The 13932-nt window shown below is 63.4% G+C and carries 13 protein-coding genes, 1 tRNA gene and 1 pseudogene; 9 read left to right on the forward strand and 6 right to left on the reverse strand.

Features of this window, described 5'->3' with window-relative positions; all coding sequences use genetic code 11:
- Window positions 1-25 precede the first annotated feature (25 nt).
- Window positions 26-577: a hypoxanthine-guanine phosphoribosyltransferase gene (locus tag P9255_RS16895; RefSeq protein ID WP_309764035.1), complete on the forward strand. Its 552-nt coding sequence runs from the start codon at window positions 26-28 to the stop codon at window positions 575-577.
- A 43-nt stretch (window positions 578-620) separates the two neighbouring features.
- Here the strand turns inward: P9255_RS16895 and P9255_RS16900 are convergent, their stop codons facing one another.
- Complete coding sequence (locus tag P9255_RS16900) at window positions 621-1220, reverse strand: MarC family protein (protein ID WP_309764034.1); 600 nt, start codon at window positions 1218-1220, stop codon at window positions 621-623.
- Window positions 1220-2956 (reverse strand): proline--tRNA ligase, encoded by a 1737-nt coding sequence (locus tag P9255_RS16905; protein WP_309790139.1) that lies wholly within the window; start codon window positions 2954-2956, stop codon window positions 1220-1222. The genes P9255_RS16900 and P9255_RS16905 overlap by 1 nt, the downstream gene beginning before the upstream one ends.
- Before the next feature lie 299 nt (window positions 2957-3255).
- Here P9255_RS16905 and P9255_RS16910 point away from each other — a divergent pair, with 299 nt between their 5' ends.
- Window positions 3256-3897 carry an RNA pyrophosphohydrolase gene (locus tag P9255_RS16910; protein ID WP_309765402.1) on the forward strand — a complete coding sequence of 214 codons (642 nt, stop codon included), beginning with the start codon at window positions 3256-3258 and terminating at the stop codon, window positions 3895-3897.
- 111 nt (window positions 3898-4008) lie between these two features.
- Window positions 4009-4581 (forward strand): CNP1-like family protein, encoded by a 573-nt coding sequence (locus P9255_RS16915; RefSeq protein ID WP_404980439.1) that lies wholly within the window; start codon window positions 4009-4011, stop codon window positions 4579-4581.
- Between the two features lie 79 nt (window positions 4582-4660).
- Here P9255_RS16915 and proB read toward each other — a convergent pair whose 3' ends face one another.
- From proB to rplU, 4 genes are all read right to left on the reverse strand, one after another.
- Window positions 4661-5779, reverse strand: coding sequence for a glutamate 5-kinase (gene proB, locus P9255_RS16920; protein WP_309790141.1), 1119 nt, complete (start codon window positions 5777-5779; stop codon window positions 4661-4663).
- 49 nt (window positions 5780-5828) lie between these two features.
- Window positions 5829-6926, reverse strand: coding sequence for an Obg family GTPase CgtA (gene cgtA / locus P9255_RS16925; protein WP_309764030.1), 1098 nt, complete (start codon window positions 6924-6926; stop codon window positions 5829-5831).
- Window positions 6927-7133: 207 nt separating this feature from the next.
- Window positions 7134-7394 carry a 50S ribosomal protein L27 gene (gene rpmA, locus P9255_RS16930; RefSeq protein ID WP_035966833.1) on the reverse strand — a complete coding sequence of 87 codons (261 nt, stop codon included), beginning with the start codon at window positions 7392-7394 and terminating at the stop codon, window positions 7134-7136.
- Between the two features lie 34 nt (window positions 7395-7428).
- Window positions 7429-7740 (reverse strand): 50S ribosomal protein L21, encoded by a 312-nt coding sequence (rplU, locus tag P9255_RS16935; RefSeq protein ID WP_008342953.1) that lies wholly within the window; start codon window positions 7738-7740, stop codon window positions 7429-7431.
- A gap of 257 nt (window positions 7741-7997) precedes the next feature.
- Here rplU and P9255_RS16940 point away from each other — a divergent pair, with 257 nt between their 5' ends.
- From P9255_RS16940 to P9255_RS16965, 6 genes and pseudogenes are all read left to right on the forward strand, one after another.
- Entirely contained in the window at window positions 7998-8990 is a 993-nt protein-coding gene (locus P9255_RS16940) for a polyprenyl synthetase family protein (protein ID WP_309764028.1), read from the forward strand.
- 39 nt (window positions 8991-9029) lie between these two features.
- Window positions 9030-9106, forward strand: a tRNA-Pro gene (locus P9255_RS16945).
- 146 nt (window positions 9107-9252) lie between these two features.
- A complete protein-coding gene (locus P9255_RS16950; protein ID WP_309764027.1) occupies window positions 9253-10539 on the forward strand; it encodes an HlyC/CorC family transporter in 1287 nt (428 codons plus the stop codon).
- Between the two features lie 71 nt (window positions 10540-10610).
- A pseudogene (locus P9255_RS16955) lies at window positions 10611-11775 on the forward strand (GspE/PulE family protein).
- Complete coding sequence (locus P9255_RS16960) at window positions 11772-12980, forward strand: type II secretion system F family protein (protein WP_309790142.1); 1209 nt, start codon at window positions 11772-11774, stop codon at window positions 12978-12980. The pseudogene P9255_RS16955 and the gene P9255_RS16960 overlap by 4 nt, the downstream one beginning before the upstream one ends.
- Window positions 12981-13011: 31 nt before the next feature.
- Complete coding sequence (locus P9255_RS16965) at window positions 13012-13923, forward strand: A24 family peptidase (RefSeq protein WP_309764024.1); 912 nt, start codon at window positions 13012-13014, stop codon at window positions 13921-13923.
- The last annotated feature ends 9 nt before the right edge of the window (window positions 13924-13932 follow it).

Here is a 13932-nt window from a genome sequence, read left to right on the forward strand (position 1 = left end):
AGCAATCAGCCTCCCCCGCTTTCCTATGAATCGCGAAGAAGCCCTCCATATCTACAGCCACTCCGAAGAGATCGTTTCGGCGGACGAAGTCAACGCATCGATCGAACGCATGGCTGCGGCCATCAAGGCGGCGACGAGCGAAGACTTTCCGCTCGTGCTCTCGGTCATGGGGGGCGCGGCCGTGTTCACCGGCATGCTGCTGCCGCATCTCGACTTCCCGCTCGAGTTCGACTACATCCATCTGACGCGCTATCGCAACGCCATCAAGGGCGGCAGCGAAATGCAATGGCGCGTGGCGCCGGCGGAATCGGTGAAGGATCGCGTGGTGCTCGTGCTCGACGACATCCTCGACGAAGGCGAAACGATGGCCGCCATCCGGGATCGCATCATGGCGATGGGCGCGAAACAGTTCCTGTCGGCGGTGCTGTGCGAGAAGATCATCCCGAAGGCGAAGCCGCTGCGCCCGGACTTTTGCGGGTTCGAAGTGCCCGATCGGTATGTGTTCGGTTGCGGCATGGATGCGAAGGGTTACTGGCGCAACTTGCCGACCATCCGGGCGTTGACCGAAGGAGCGTGAGCCTTTTCTCGCGACAAGAAAAAAGCGGCCGAGGCCGCTTTTTTCATAGCTGATGCACGAACGCCCGTATCCCGGTCAGAATCATCTCGACGGAAATTGCCACGAGCACGAGGCCCATCAACCGCTCGAACGCCGTCACCGCACGCTCGCCGAGCCACTGCTGTATTTTCTCCGCAAGAATCAGCACGACCGCGCAGACGACCATCGTGACGGTCAGCGCGCCGATCCATTCGAGCATCTTCCCCGGCGCCTGCGATGTCAGCAGCATCACCGTGGCGAGCGCCGACGGCCCGGCGAGCGCGGGAATGGCGAGCGGCACGATCAAAGGCTCGCCGCCGCGCGAGTCGCCGCCCATCGGGCCATCCGGGTGCGGGAAGATCATCCGGAGCGCGATCAGAAATAACACAATGCCGCCGCCGATTCGCAACGACAAGTCCGTCAGATGCATCGCGCGCAAGAAGTGATCGCCGGCCAGCATGAACAACAGCAGGATGCCGAACGCGATCGCCACTTCGCGCAGAATCACCACGCGGCGCCGCTCGATGGCGACGCCCCGCAGCGCGTTGATGAAGATCGGGATGTTGCCGAGCGGATCGGTGATCAGCAGCAGCAGGACCGTCGCAGACAGAAAGTTGTACTGCATTACTTCGCGAGCGCGGCCCGCACCTTGTCTGTCACGACGCCCGCAGCCTCATCCACCGGCAGCAGCGTGGCTTCGGTGTCGCGGCGGCCCTGATATTCGAGCTTGCCTTCCTTCAGCCCGCGATCGCCGATCACGATGCGATGCGGCACGCCGATCAGTTCCCAGTCGGCGAACATCACGCCGGGACGCTCGCCGCGATCGTCGAGAATTACGTCGACGCCCGCTTCCAGCAGCGTGGCGTACAGCTTGTCGGCCTGCTCGCGCACGGCGTCGCTGCGGTCGTAGCCCATCGGGCAGATCACCACTTCGAACGGTGCGATGGATTCGGGCCAGATGATGCCCTTGTCATCGAAGTTCTGCTCGATCGCCGCGCCCAGCACGCGCGTCACGCCGATGCCGTAGCAGCCCATCAGCATCGGAGCGGGCTTGCCGTTCTCGTCGAGATAGGTCGCGCCCATGGAATCCGAATACTTCGTGCCGAGCTGAAACACGTGGCCGACCTCGATGCCGCGGCAGATTTCCAGCGTTCCCTTGCCATCCGGCGAAGGATCGCCCGCGACGACATTGCGGATATCCGCGACCTCAGGCTCCGGCAGATCGCGGCCCCAGTTCACGCCGGTCGTGTGGTAATCGACTTCGTTCGTGCCGACAACGAAATCGCTCATGTTCGCCACCGTGCGGTCGGCGATCACGCGCACCGGCTTCTTCGTGCCGATCGGCCCGAGATAGCCCGGCGGCGTGCCGAACCATTCGACGATCTCCGCTTCAGTCGCAAAGCGATAGCCCGCGAGGCCCGGCAGCTTGTTGACCTTGATGTCGTTCAGCGAATGATCGCCACGCAGCATCAGCAACCAGATGGTCGGTTCCGCGCCTTCGTTGTCGGTGGCGAGGATGATCGACTTGATGGTCTTTTCGAGCGGAATGTTCAGATGCTCGGCGACCGCCTCGCACTTCGCCTTGCCCGGCGTGGGCGTCTTCTTCAGTTCTTCGGCAGGCGCGGCGCGTTGCGCGATCAGCGGCAGCGCGTCGGCAGCTTCGACGTTCGCCGCGAAATCAGAGGTCGGGCAATACGCGATGTCGTCCTCGCCCGTTTCGGCGATCACGTGGAATTCGTGCGAGCCGCTGCCGCCGATCGAACCGTTGTCCGCCGCAACCGCACGGAACTCGAGGCCGATGCGCGTGAAGATTCGCACGTACGCGTCGTACATCTTGCGATACGACTCGGCGAGGCCGGCGCTGTCCTTATCGAACGAATACGCGTCCTTCATGATGAACTCGCGGCCGCGCATCACGCCGAAACGCGGACGGATTTCATCGCGGAACTTCGTTTGAATCTGATAGAAGTTGACCGGCAACTGGCGATAGCTCTTGATCTCGCGGCGCGCGATGTCCGTCACCACTTCTTCGTGCGTCGGCCCGACCACGAAATCGCGCTCGTGGCGATCCTTGATGCGCAGCAACTCAGGACCGTATTGCTCCCAGCGGCCCGATTCCTGCCACAGTTCGGCGGGCTGCACGGCGGGCATCAGCAATTCGAGCGCGCCCGCGCGGTTCATCTCTTCACGCACGATGGCTTCGACCTTGCGAATGGAGCGCAGGCCGATCGGCATGTAATCGTAGATACCGCCCGCGACGCGACGGATCATGCCGGCGCGCATCATCAGCTTGTGACTGACGATCTCGGCGTCGGCGGGGGCTTCCTTCAGGGTGCCGATGAAGAAACGGGATGCTTTCATTCAAGAATTTTCCAAAAGCGGCGCGCGCCTCGAAAGCATGCGGCTACGAGGCTGGCGAGACGTGTGAACGACGGAACGGTGGACGGCTTCGCGTGGACGGCCTTCGTGTACCGCACGCGCTGAATCCTGGCCGACAAGGAGAAGATTCTGCCGCCTTCCTCGTTGCCTGGCAAAGATTCCTGGCACTCGCGCGGCATTTCTGCCTCGGAACGCTGCCGCCGCCACGGGTTGAAACCGATGCGCCGGGTCCGTTATCTGTTTATAATCAAAGCAATTTTAAAGGATTCGAAGGTGGTTGTATGCTGGATCGTGAAGGCTTTCGCCCGAACGTCGGCATCATCCTCTTGAACGCGCGCAACGAAGTGTTTTGGGGCAAGCGGCTGCGTGAACATTCCTGGCAGTTTCCGCAAGGGGGTATCAAATACGGCGAAACCCCCGTGCAAGCAATGTATCGGGAGTTACACGAAGAAACCGGCCTGCTGCCTGAACACGTGAAAGTTGTCGGTCGCACGCGCGACTGGCTGCGTTATGAGGTGCCGGATAAGTTCATCAAGCGCGAAGTGCGCGGACATTATCGCGGTCAGAAACAGATATGGTTTCTGCTGCGCATGGTGGGACGCGACTGTGACATTTGCCTGCGCGCGACGGACCATCCGGAATTCGATGCTTGGCGCTGGAACGAGTACTGGGTGCCCCTGGATGCGGTCATCGAGTTCAAGCGCGACGTTTATCAACTTGCTCTCACCGAGCTTTCCCGCTTCTTGCGGAGAACCAACTCTCGCGGCGATCGCGCCGCGCATCACGGGCCGCGCTATCCACGCGTCGTCCAGACGATGACGATCGAAGCACCTGCCGTAACCGCCGCTGGCGCTGCGGTTCAGGCAGAATGCACGATCAGCGAAGAAGTGCGGATCATCGCCACGCGTGCATCGTGCGAATGACCGGCGCCGCTCTTCGTTCATTTTGACACTCGGCACTTCGTAGAACCCGGCACGCGAGCATGGCTCGCCGCGCCGGGCGCTTCGCCGTCCGCGCATCCGTCTTCCGGGAACATCGAATTGAAAGTCATCGTCTCATCTGCGGTAGCCGTGGCCGTGTTGGCCGCGCTCGCCGGCTGTTCCAGTTCCAAAGCTCCGTCTGCGTCCAACCAGGATGACAGCGTGTTCACGTATCTGCTCGACCGGAAGTCGGAATGGGTCGAGAACAAGGTCGATACGTTGCCGCCGCTGCCGCAAACGTCCAGCCTGCTGCCGTTCGACGTTTCGCAGAACACTCCTCTGACGTTCGCCATCGACAAGACTTCGCTCAGCGTCGGCAGTGACGGCGTGGTGCGATACGTCGTCGTCGTGACGAGTCCGGGCGGCGCGCGCAACGTCAACTACGAAGGCATCCGTTGCGATACGTACGAATGGCGGCGCTACGCGAGCATCGACGACACGCAGACCGGCTGGGATCGCGGCGCCACGTTCGATTTCCGGCGCATCGAAAACGGCGAACTGAACGCGTATCAGGCGGCGCTCTATCAGGATTATTTCTGCACGAGCAAGCTGCCTGTCGGCAATGCGAAGCAGATCGTCGAGAACATTCAGTACAAGCGCACGCAGCGTTCGATCAATCTGCGCTGAGGTTTTCGTCGTTTCGTTTGCATAGTTAAAAGCCCGCTGGCCTTTCGGCTCAACGGGCATTCTTTCATGGCTTCGCGGTTCAGACGAGCACCAGATTGTCGCGATGGATCAGTTCCGGTTCGAGCATATAGCCGAGCACCGTCTCGATCTCGCCGCTCGGCCGCCGATGGATCAGCCGCGCTTCCGAACTACTGTAATTGGTGATGCCGCGCGCGACTTCCTGTCCCTGATCGTTGACGCATGCGATCACTTCCCCGCGATCGAACGCGCCCTTCACGTTGACGACGCCGATCGGCAGCAAGCTCTTTCCGTCGGCGGTGAGCTTCTGCACGGCGCCGTTGTCGATGACCACATGCCCGCGCACCTGCAGGTGATCGGCCATCCACTGTTTGCGCGCCGCGATGCGCGCGGTGCGTGCGATGAGTTGCGTGCCGATCATCTCGCCTGACGCGAGGCGCGTCAGCACATCGGCTTCCCGTCCGCTCGCAATCACGGTGTTCGCGCCGCTATGCGCCGCACGCTTGGCCGCGAGAATCTTGGTCAGCATGCCGCCGCGCCCGAGGCTCGAGCCCGCGCCGCCGGCCATCTGCTCGAGTTCGGGCGTGCCGGCATCGGCCTGCTCCACGAGCGTCGCGTTCGGGTCCTTACGCGGATCGGCGGTGAAAAGGCCGCGCTGATCGGTGAGGATCACGAGCGCATCGCCTTCGATCAGATTCGCCACGAGCGCGCCGAGCGTGTCGTTGTCGCCGAACTTGATTTCGTCGGTGATGACGGTGTCGTTCTCGTTGATGATCGGCACCGCGCCGAGCCGAAGCAGCGTCAAAAGCGTGGAGCGCGCGTTCAGGTAACGCTCGCGATCGGCGAGATCGGCATGCGTGAGCAGAATCTGCGCGGTGCGGATGCCGTGCGCGCCGAAGCTGCTTTCGTAGACCTGCGCGAGCCCCATCTGCCCGACTGCGGCGGCGGCCTGAAGCTCGTCGATTACGCGCGGCCGCTTGCTCCAGCCGAGTCGGTGAATGCCCTCCGCAATCGCGCCCGAACTGACGAGCACGACTTCCTTGCCCTGCTCGCGCAACGCCGCGATCTGCGACGCCCAACGCGCGATGGCCGCGTGATCCAGTCCGCGCCCGTCGTTGGTGACGAGACTGGACCCCACTTTCACTACGATTCGCTTCGCAGCGGCGATGACCGAACGCATCGTGCGCTTTCTCCTCGGGTGTCGCGGCCCGTTTCAGCAGGTCGCTTCTTTACTCGTTGGCTTCTTTGCTCGCGGCGTCGTCACGAAAGCGGACGTCGGCGGCAAGGTCTTCGGCTTCGGCCGCGCGGGAGGCGTCGGAATGCTGCGAGATGTAATCGAAGATGGCGTACGTGAGCGCCTCGCAGCCCTGGCCGGTCAGCGCGGAGATTTCATAGACCGGGCCTTCCCATTCGAAACGCTCGATGAAGTCTTTCACGCGCGCCCCGCGCTCCTCCTCGGGCACCATGTCGAGCTTGTTCAGCACGAGCCAGCGCGGCTTTTCATAAAGCGCCTCGTCGTACTTGCGCAGCTCGCCGACGATCGCTTTCGCATCGGCGACGGGATCGACATTTTCATCGAACGGAGCAAGGTCGACCAGATGCAGCAGCACGCCGGTGCGCTGCAAGTGCCGCAGGAAGCGATGACCCAGCCCCGCGCCTTCCGCCGCGCCTTCGATCAGCCCCGGAATGTCCGCGATCACGAAGCTCTTGCTCGGCCCGACGCGCACCACGCCGAGATTCGGCGCGAGCGTCGTGAACGGGTAATCGGCGATCTTGGGCCGCGCGTTCGACACTGACGAAATAAACGTGGATTTTCCCGCGTTCGGCATGCCGAGCAAGCCGACATCCGCGAGCACCTTCAGTTCGAGCTTGAGCATGCGGCGCTCGCCCGGCTTGCCGTCGGTCTTCTGACGCGGCGCGCGGTTCGTGCTCGATTTGAAATGCAGGTTGCCGAGGCCGCCCGCGCCGCCCTGCGCGATCAGGACTTGTTGATTGTGCTCGGTCAGATCAGCGATGATTTCGCCGGTTTCCTGGTCCGAGATGATGGTTCCGACCGGCATGCGCAGCGTGATGTCTTCGCCGCCTTTGCCGTAGCAGTCCGACCCGCGGCCGTTTTCGCCGTTGCGCGCCTGATGCTTTTTCGCGAACCGGTAGTCGATCAGCGTGTTGATGTTGCGATCCGCGACCGCGTACACGCTGCCGCCGCGCCCGCCGTCGCCGCCGTCCGGCCCGCCGAACGGGACGAACTTTTCGCGGCGCATCGACGCGCTGCCATCTCCCCCGTCGCCGGCGATGACTTCGATCCTCGCTTCGTCAATGAACTTCATGCGTTGCTCCGTCCCGTGTTTCCAAGCGATGAGGCTGGCCCGGCGAGAACGCCCTGGCTGCAGCCGACACGCTATTTTGCCGTGACCGGCGGCTGCCGGTCATCGATAACCGTGAATTCTCTCGGTGCGGCGTTTTGCGCGCACCAATGCAAAAGGCCCCGCGAACTTCGCGGGGCCTTTTGCGGTCCTGAAGCCCGTGCGTACTATTTACGCTGCCGGGACGACGACGACCGTGTGCTTCTTCGCTGCGCCCTTCGTCGTGAACTGGACGTGGCCATCGGTCAGCGCGAACAGCGTGTGGTCCTTGCCGATGCCGACGTTTTCACCCGGGTGCATGCGCGTGCCGCGCTGGCGAACGATGATGCCGCCCGCGTTGATTGCCTGGCCGCCGTAAACCTTCACGCCGAGGCGCTTCGATTCCGAGTCGCGGCCGTTGCGGGAAGACCCGCCTGCTTTTTTGTGTGCCATTTGCTATAGCTCCTTTACCGTTATGCGCGACGCGTTAAGCGTTGATCGCGTCGATGCGCAGTTCGGTGTAGTTCTGGCGATGGCCAGCGTGCTTTTGGTAGTGCTTCCGGCGGCGCATCTTGAAGATGGTCACTTTCTTGTGACGACCCTGGGACACGACGGTAGCCTTGACGGAAGCCCCACTGACCAGCGGCGTACCGAACTGAATCGATTCACCTTCGCCTACTGCGAGAACCTGGTCGAGCGTGATTTCAGCGTCAATGTCTGCCGGTATCTGTTCTACTTTCAATTTTTCGCCAACGGCAACCTTATACTGCTTGCCGCCGGTTTTTATGACCGCGTACATTGAGAACCTCACTCAGAATTTCGTTTTTCCACGCACCACGCGCGGAAAACACGAGATTATACATAGGGTTAGGCAGCACGTCAAAAGGCATTGACATTTGCCGCATGTTCCCGGTGTGCGGCATCCGTGTCCGATCTTCGGCGATTTCTCGCCGATCCGATCGCGATTGCGCCCGTCCACGCAACCATCGCGCGCCGCGGGACCCGTCGCCGCACCGATTCGCCTTATAATCCGCCGCATTACCTTATTTGCCGATCATGTCGTCCACCGCCACTTCTTCCCCCGACGCCGCCGCACTGCTTGCCCCGATCGCCGAGGACATGCAGCAGGTCAACCGCGTCATCCGGCAGCGCCTGGCATCAGAAGTGATGCTCATCAATCAGATTTCCGAGTACATCATCGGCGCGGGCGGCAAGCGGCTGCGTCCGGCGTTGTTGCTGCTGGTTGCGGGCGCGCTTGGCGATACGACCGGGCATCGCCATGAACTCGCGGCGGTGGTGGAATTCATCCACACCGCGACGCTGCTGCACGACGATGTCGTCGACGAGTCCGATCTGCGCCGTGGCCGCAAGACCGCCAACGCGCTGTTCGGCAACGCGGCGAGCGTGCTGGTCGGCGATTTCCTTTACTCTCGCTCGTTCGAGATGATGGTGAGCGTCGGCAAGATGCGCGTGATGGAGATTCTGTCTGTCGCCACCAACATCATTTCGGAAGGCGAAGTGCTGCAGCTTCTGAACATGCACGACCCGGACGTCGACGAAGCGCGTTACATGCAGGTCATCCGCTACAAGACGGCGAAGCTCTTCGAGGCGGCGGCGCAACTCGGCGCGGTGCTGTCCGGCGCGGATGCGCGCACCGAAGCGGCTGCGGCGGAGTTCGGCCGGCGCATCGGCACCGCGTTCCAGATCATGGACGACTGGCTCGATTACACCGGCACGCCCGAATCGATGGGCAAGAACGCCGGCGACGACCTGCGCGAAGGCAAGCCCACGCTGCCGCTCATCTATCTGATGGAACACGGCACGCCCGAACAGGCGACGCTCGCGCGCGAAGCCATCGAGCAAGGCGGCACGGATCGCTTCGACACCATCTTCCATGCAATCACCACGTCGGGCGCGCTGGATCACACGTTGCAATGCGCGCGAAATGAAGCACAAGCCGCCGCCGATGCAATTTCTTCGTTTCCCAGTTCCATTTTCAAAGATAGCCTGCTAGAATTATGTTCTTACTCGACGGCGAGACAGTCTTAAACGAGACTTCAACGCGCAAAACGTCTAGTTAAGTTAATTCGGGGTGTAGCTTAGCCTGGTAGAGCGCTACGTTCGGGACGTAGAGGCCGGAGGTTCGAATCCTCTCACCCCGACCAGAATTGCAAAAACCCGCATGGTCCGCCATGCGGGTTTTTTCTTTTCAGCCCGCCGCTGCGCAAGGCTCTCAAGCTAAACGGCGCGGGGCGGAGCGGGAAAGCCGTCTGCTATAGTCCCTTCATCATCGCTTCTACTCGACCACCGCGTGGACAACCTTCCCTTATGGGCGCAAATCAGCGCCATCTTTCTGCTTCTCATCCTTTCCGGTTTCTTCTCGATCTCCGAAACGTCGATGATGGCGCTCAATCGCCATCGGCTGAAGTATCTGGCTAGTCAGGGATCGCTGCGCGCGCGCACCACGCAGGGGCTGCTTGCGAAGACCGACCAGCTGCTTTCCGTCATTCTGATCGGCAACAACCTGATCAACACGATCATCCCGGTGCTCACGACATCCATCGCACTGCACACGTTCGGGCACAATAACATCGTGTTGTCGGTCACGACGGGCGTCATCGCGTTTCTGATTATCGTGTTCGCGGAAATCGCGCCGAAAATCGTCGGCGCGACGTATCCGGAGAAGGTCGCGCTTCCGGCGAGTCTCGTGCTCGCGCCGCTCATGCGCATCGCGCGGCCACTGGTGTGGTTCGTCAATCTTTTTGCCAACGCCATTCTCGGCGCGCTGCACATCAATACGAAAGGCGGCCGAGACCAGCGTCTGTCGCCGGAAGAACTGCGCACTATCGTGCTGGAAACGGGCAGCTTCATGCCGACCAAGCACCGCAGCATCCTGCTGAATCTGTTCGACCTTGAGAACATTTCCGTCGACGACGTAATGATCCCCCGCCGCCGCATCGAAGCACTCGACTTCGACGCGCCGTTCGACCAGATCCTGCATCAACTCGAAACCTGCTATCACAACAAGCTCGTCGTTTATCAGGGCGACATCGACCGCGTGCTCGGCATCCTGCACGTGCGCAAGACGCTGTCGGCGCTGCATAACCAGGAACTCGAGCGCGAAACGCTGCGCGAATTGCTCACGGAACCTTACTTCGTGCCCGCCGGTACGCCGGTGTTCCAGCAGCTTCAATATTTTCAGGAGAGCGGCCACCGCATTGCCATCGTGGTCGACGAATACGGTGAGTTGCAGGGCCTCGTCACGCCGGAAGACATCATCGAGGAACTGATCGGCGAGTTCACGACGACGATTCCGCGCAGCGCCGGTTCGCGCGGCTGGGACGAGAACGGCGAATGTATCGTCGCGGGCAGCATGCCGCTGCGTGAATTGAATCGCTGGCTGAAGATCAGCTTGCCGACCGACGGGCCGAAGACGCTGAACGGTCTCATCCTCGAAACGCTCGAAGATATTCCGGACGGCGACGTATCGGTGCGTATTGCGGGCGTTCATTTCGAAGTCCTGCGCAGCGACGATCAGGCGATCCGCACCGTCAAAATCTTCCGCCCGCAGACGCTGGCCAAGCGCGGGCTGCGTTAGCCATTCGGACGAGTAGGCGCGGGCAAGCGGGCGCGGGATGATCGGATCATCGTCATCGCCACCATCGCCCCATGATCTCCGCCCTCGACACTGCATCCGATTCCGATACGCCCGCCGTCTCGCTGCTCGCGAACACCCTGCGTGAAGCCGCCGAGCGCGGCGCGTCCGATATCCACGTCGAACCGTCCGAGCACGAATGGCGCATTCGGCTGCGCGTCGACGGCGCGTTGCACGTGCTGCGCCGCCCGCCGCCGCATCTGCGCGACGCGTTCGTGACACGCATCAAAGTGCTGGCGCGTATGGATATCGCCGAGCGCCGCGTGCCGCAGGACGGCCGGCTGCGGCTTGCGCTTGGCGGCGGACAGATCGGCGACTATCGCGTGAATTCCCTGCCGACGCTCTTCGGCGAAAAGCTCGTGCTGCGTCGGCTGGACGCCTTGCCGCCCGACCTTTCGCTCGGCGCGCTGGGGCTGAACGAAGGGCAAAGCCGCATCGTCGAATCGGCGATTCGCGCGCCGCACGGCCTCGTGCTCGTCACCGGACCGACGGGGAGCGGCAAGACCTTATCCCTCTATTGCTTCCTGCAGATGCTCAACGCCGACGCGCGCAACATCTGCTCGGTCGAAGATCCAGCCGAAATCCAGCTCGCCGGCATCAATCAAGTCAGCGTGCGCGAAAAGGCCGGCCTGAGCTTCGCCGTGGCGTTGCGCGCGTTCATGCGGCAGGACCCCGATGTCATCATGGTCGGCGAAATCCGCGATGCCGAGACCGCCGATGTCGCGGTAAAGGCCGCGCAGACCGGCCATCTCGTGCTGTCCACGCTTCACACGAACGACGCGCCTGCCGCCATCGCGCGTCTCATCGATATCGGCGTCGCGCCGTACAACCTCGCGTCGGCGCTGAGACTCGTCACCGCGCAACGGCTCGTGCGCAAGCTATGCGAAGTGTGCCGCACGCCGTCGGCGCTCACGCTCGACAACGGCGTGCGGCCGTTCGAGCCGCGCGGATGCCCGGCGTGTCATGGCATCGGGTATCGCGGGCGGATCGGCGTGCATCAGTTGATGCCGGTATCCGATGCGATGCGCGAGCTCATCGTCGGTCGATCGGCGACGCATGCAATCGCGCGGCTAGCGCAATCGGAAGGCATGCCGGCGCTGCGCGACGCCGCGTTTGCACGCGTGCGCGAAGGCGTCACGAGCGTCGCGGAAGCCGTTGAACGCGACGGAGATCGCATGAGCGCGCACGGATCATCGGAACTGCGCTTCGGCTGGCGAGGCATCGACGCGGAAGGCGTGCGCAAGAGCGGCAAGCTGATTGCCGCCGATCCGGCTTCGGCCCGCGCGTCCTTGCGACGCGACGGCGTGATCGTCCTCGAACTCGAGACACTAGGCGACGCACCGCCGCCGAAGGCATCGTCCGCGGATGTCGGCGTTTTCACGCGTCAGCTTGCGGGTTTGTTGCGCGCGGGGCTGCCGCTTGCAAGCACGCTCGACATGCTCGGCAATGCGGGCGGCCGTCGCGGTCTTTCGCGCATCGTGCGTTCTCTTGGGCGCGACATCACGCGCGGCGTGCCGTTCTCGGCGGCGCTCGCGCGTCATCCGGCGGCTTTCGGCGCGCTTTATTGCCAGCTCGTCGCGGTCGGCGAAGTGGCCGGCGCGTTGCCCGCCGTCCTCGCGCGACTCGCCGACGATCACGACCGCGCCAGCGCGCAGCGCGCGAAGCTGCGCGCCGCGCTCGCCTATCCGGTGATGGTGCTGCTGCTGTCGCTGGCGATCACGGCGGCCTTGCTGATCGGCGTGGTGCCGACGTTCAAGACGATTTTCGATGGCTTCGGCGCCGCGCTGCCCGCGCCGACGCGCTTCGTGCTCGCGTTGTCCGATGCCGTCGCGCGTCATGGCATGGGGTTCGCGGCCGTCTCCGCCTGCGCGGTGCTTTTCGGCGCGCGGTGGCTCAGGCGGTCCGCTCGCGCGCGCGAAACCGCGGACCGCATCGCGCTGAAGCTGCCGATCGTCGGCGCCCTGCTGCGCTCGCTCACCGTCGCCCGATGGAGCCGTGCGCTCGGCACCCTGCTGGCGGCCGGCACGCCGCTCTCCGACGCGTTCGATTCTCTCGCGCACGCCACCGGCAATCAGGTATTCGACCGCGCGACCGTCGAGATAGCGGCGCGGCTGCGCAACGGAGAACGCCTGGCCTCCGCGATGCGCGCGCTCGACTGCTTTCCGCAAGACGTCGTGCAGCCGATCGCGGTCGCGGAAGAATCCGGCTCGCTCGATGCGATGCTGCTCGATCTCGCCACACTCGCCGATCGTCAGGTGGACGAACGCATCGGCGCATTCGCGAGCCTGTGCGAGCCGCTCGTCATCGCCGTGCTGGGCGCGCTCGTGGGCGGTCTCGTCATCGCGATGTATCTTCCGATCATCCAGCTCGGCAACGTGGTGTAGCATCGCGGGCCAAAGACATCGCATCCCTATCATGCAGCCTCCGTTCGATCCCTCCGCCGCGCATCACGCGAGCGATTACCTGGCGCCGTTCGCGGCTTTGCCGGTCGTCGCGCAGTATGTGTTCGCCGTCGTGTTCGGGCTCGTGATCGGCAGCTTCCTGACGGTCGTCGTGCATCGCTTGCCGGTGATGCTGGAACGCGCGTGGCGCGCGGAGTTCGACGCCGCCGTGCCCGATGCCCCCAAAGCACCCGCCGACGCCTACCCCGAGCGCTTCAATCTCGCAGTGCCGCGCAGCGCGTGTCCCCATTGCGGGCATGTGCTGCGTGCCTGGGAGAACGTGCCGGTCTTCAGCTATCTCGCGCTCAGAGGCCGATGCTCGTCGTGCGGCGCGCGCGTGAGCCCGCGCTATCCGCTGATCGAGCTGGCGACCGCCGCCCTCGCCGCGCTCTCGCTTTACGCCTACGGCCCGGACTGGCCGGCGCTTGCCGCGTTCGGCCTCTGCGCGGCGCTGCTGGCCGCAAGCCTCATCGATTACGACACGCGCTATCTGCCCGACGTGCTGACGTTGCCGCTCCTGTGGGCCGGCTTCATCGTCAATCTGGGTGAAGGCGGATTCGCGACCCTCCACGATGCGGTCACCGGCGCGATCGCGGGCTATCTCTTTCTGTGGTGCGTCTACTGGATCTTCAAGCTGGCGCGCGGCGTCGAGGGCATGGGCTACGGCGACTTCAAGCTGCTGGCCGCAATCGGCGCGTGGCTCGGCTGGGCCGCGCTCGCGCAAGTGGTCCTGATCTCGGCGGTGGCGGGCGCGGTCTTCGGTATTCTCGCGACGTGGCGGGGCCGCATGCGCTTCGAGGAGCCGTTGCCGTTCGGTCCGTTCCTCGCGGCGGGCGGAGCGATCACGCTTTTCGTCGGCACGCCGCTTTATGCATTATTCGGATGAAGACAAGGA

Origin of the sequence: Caballeronia sp. LZ019 (assembly GCF_031450825.1) — a bacterium.
Taxonomy (GTDB): Bacteria; Pseudomonadota; Gammaproteobacteria; order Burkholderiales; family Burkholderiaceae; genus Caballeronia.

What these genes read in the sequence shown, in the direction of transcription:
- P9255_RS16965 (WP_309764024.1), top strand. Translation starts at nt 13,012, where the DNA reads ATGCAGCCTCCGTTCGATCCCTCCGCCGCGCATCACGCGAGCGATTAC.
- P9255_RS16940 (WP_309764028.1), top strand. Translation starts at nt 7,998, where the DNA reads ATGTCGTCCACCGCCACTTCTTCCCCCGACGCCGCCGCACTGCTTGCC.
- cgtA (WP_309764030.1), bottom strand. Translation starts at nt 6,926, where the DNA reads ATGAAGTTCATTGACGAAGCGAGGATCGAAGTCATCGCCGGCGACGGG.
- P9255_RS16960 (WP_309790142.1), top strand. Translation starts at nt 11,772, where the DNA reads ATGAGCGCGCACGGATCATCGGAACTGCGCTTCGGCTGGCGAGGCATC.
- P9255_RS16895 (WP_309764035.1), top strand. Translation starts at nt 26, where the DNA reads ATGAATCGCGAAGAAGCCCTCCATATCTACAGCCACTCCGAAGAGATC.
- P9255_RS16905 (WP_309790139.1), bottom strand. Translation starts at nt 2,956, where the DNA reads ATGAAAGCATCCCGTTTCTTCATCGGCACCCTGAAGGAAGCCCCCGCC.
- rpmA (WP_035966833.1), bottom strand. Translation starts at nt 7,394, where the DNA reads ATGGCACACAAAAAAGCAGGCGGGTCTTCCCGCAACGGCCGCGACTCG.
- rplU (WP_008342953.1), bottom strand. Translation starts at nt 7,740, where the DNA reads ATGTACGCGGTCATAAAAACCGGCGGCAAGCAGTATAAGGTTGCCGTT.
- P9255_RS16910 (WP_309765402.1), top strand. Translation starts at nt 3,256, where the DNA reads ATGCTGGATCGTGAAGGCTTTCGCCCGAACGTCGGCATCATCCTCTTG.
- P9255_RS16900 (WP_309764034.1), bottom strand. Translation starts at nt 1,220, where the DNA reads ATGCAGTACAACTTTCTGTCTGCGACGGTCCTGCTGCTGCTGATCACC.
- proB (WP_309790141.1), bottom strand. Translation starts at nt 5,779, where the DNA reads ATGCGTTCGGTCATCGCCGCTGCGAAGCGAATCGTAGTGAAAGTGGGG.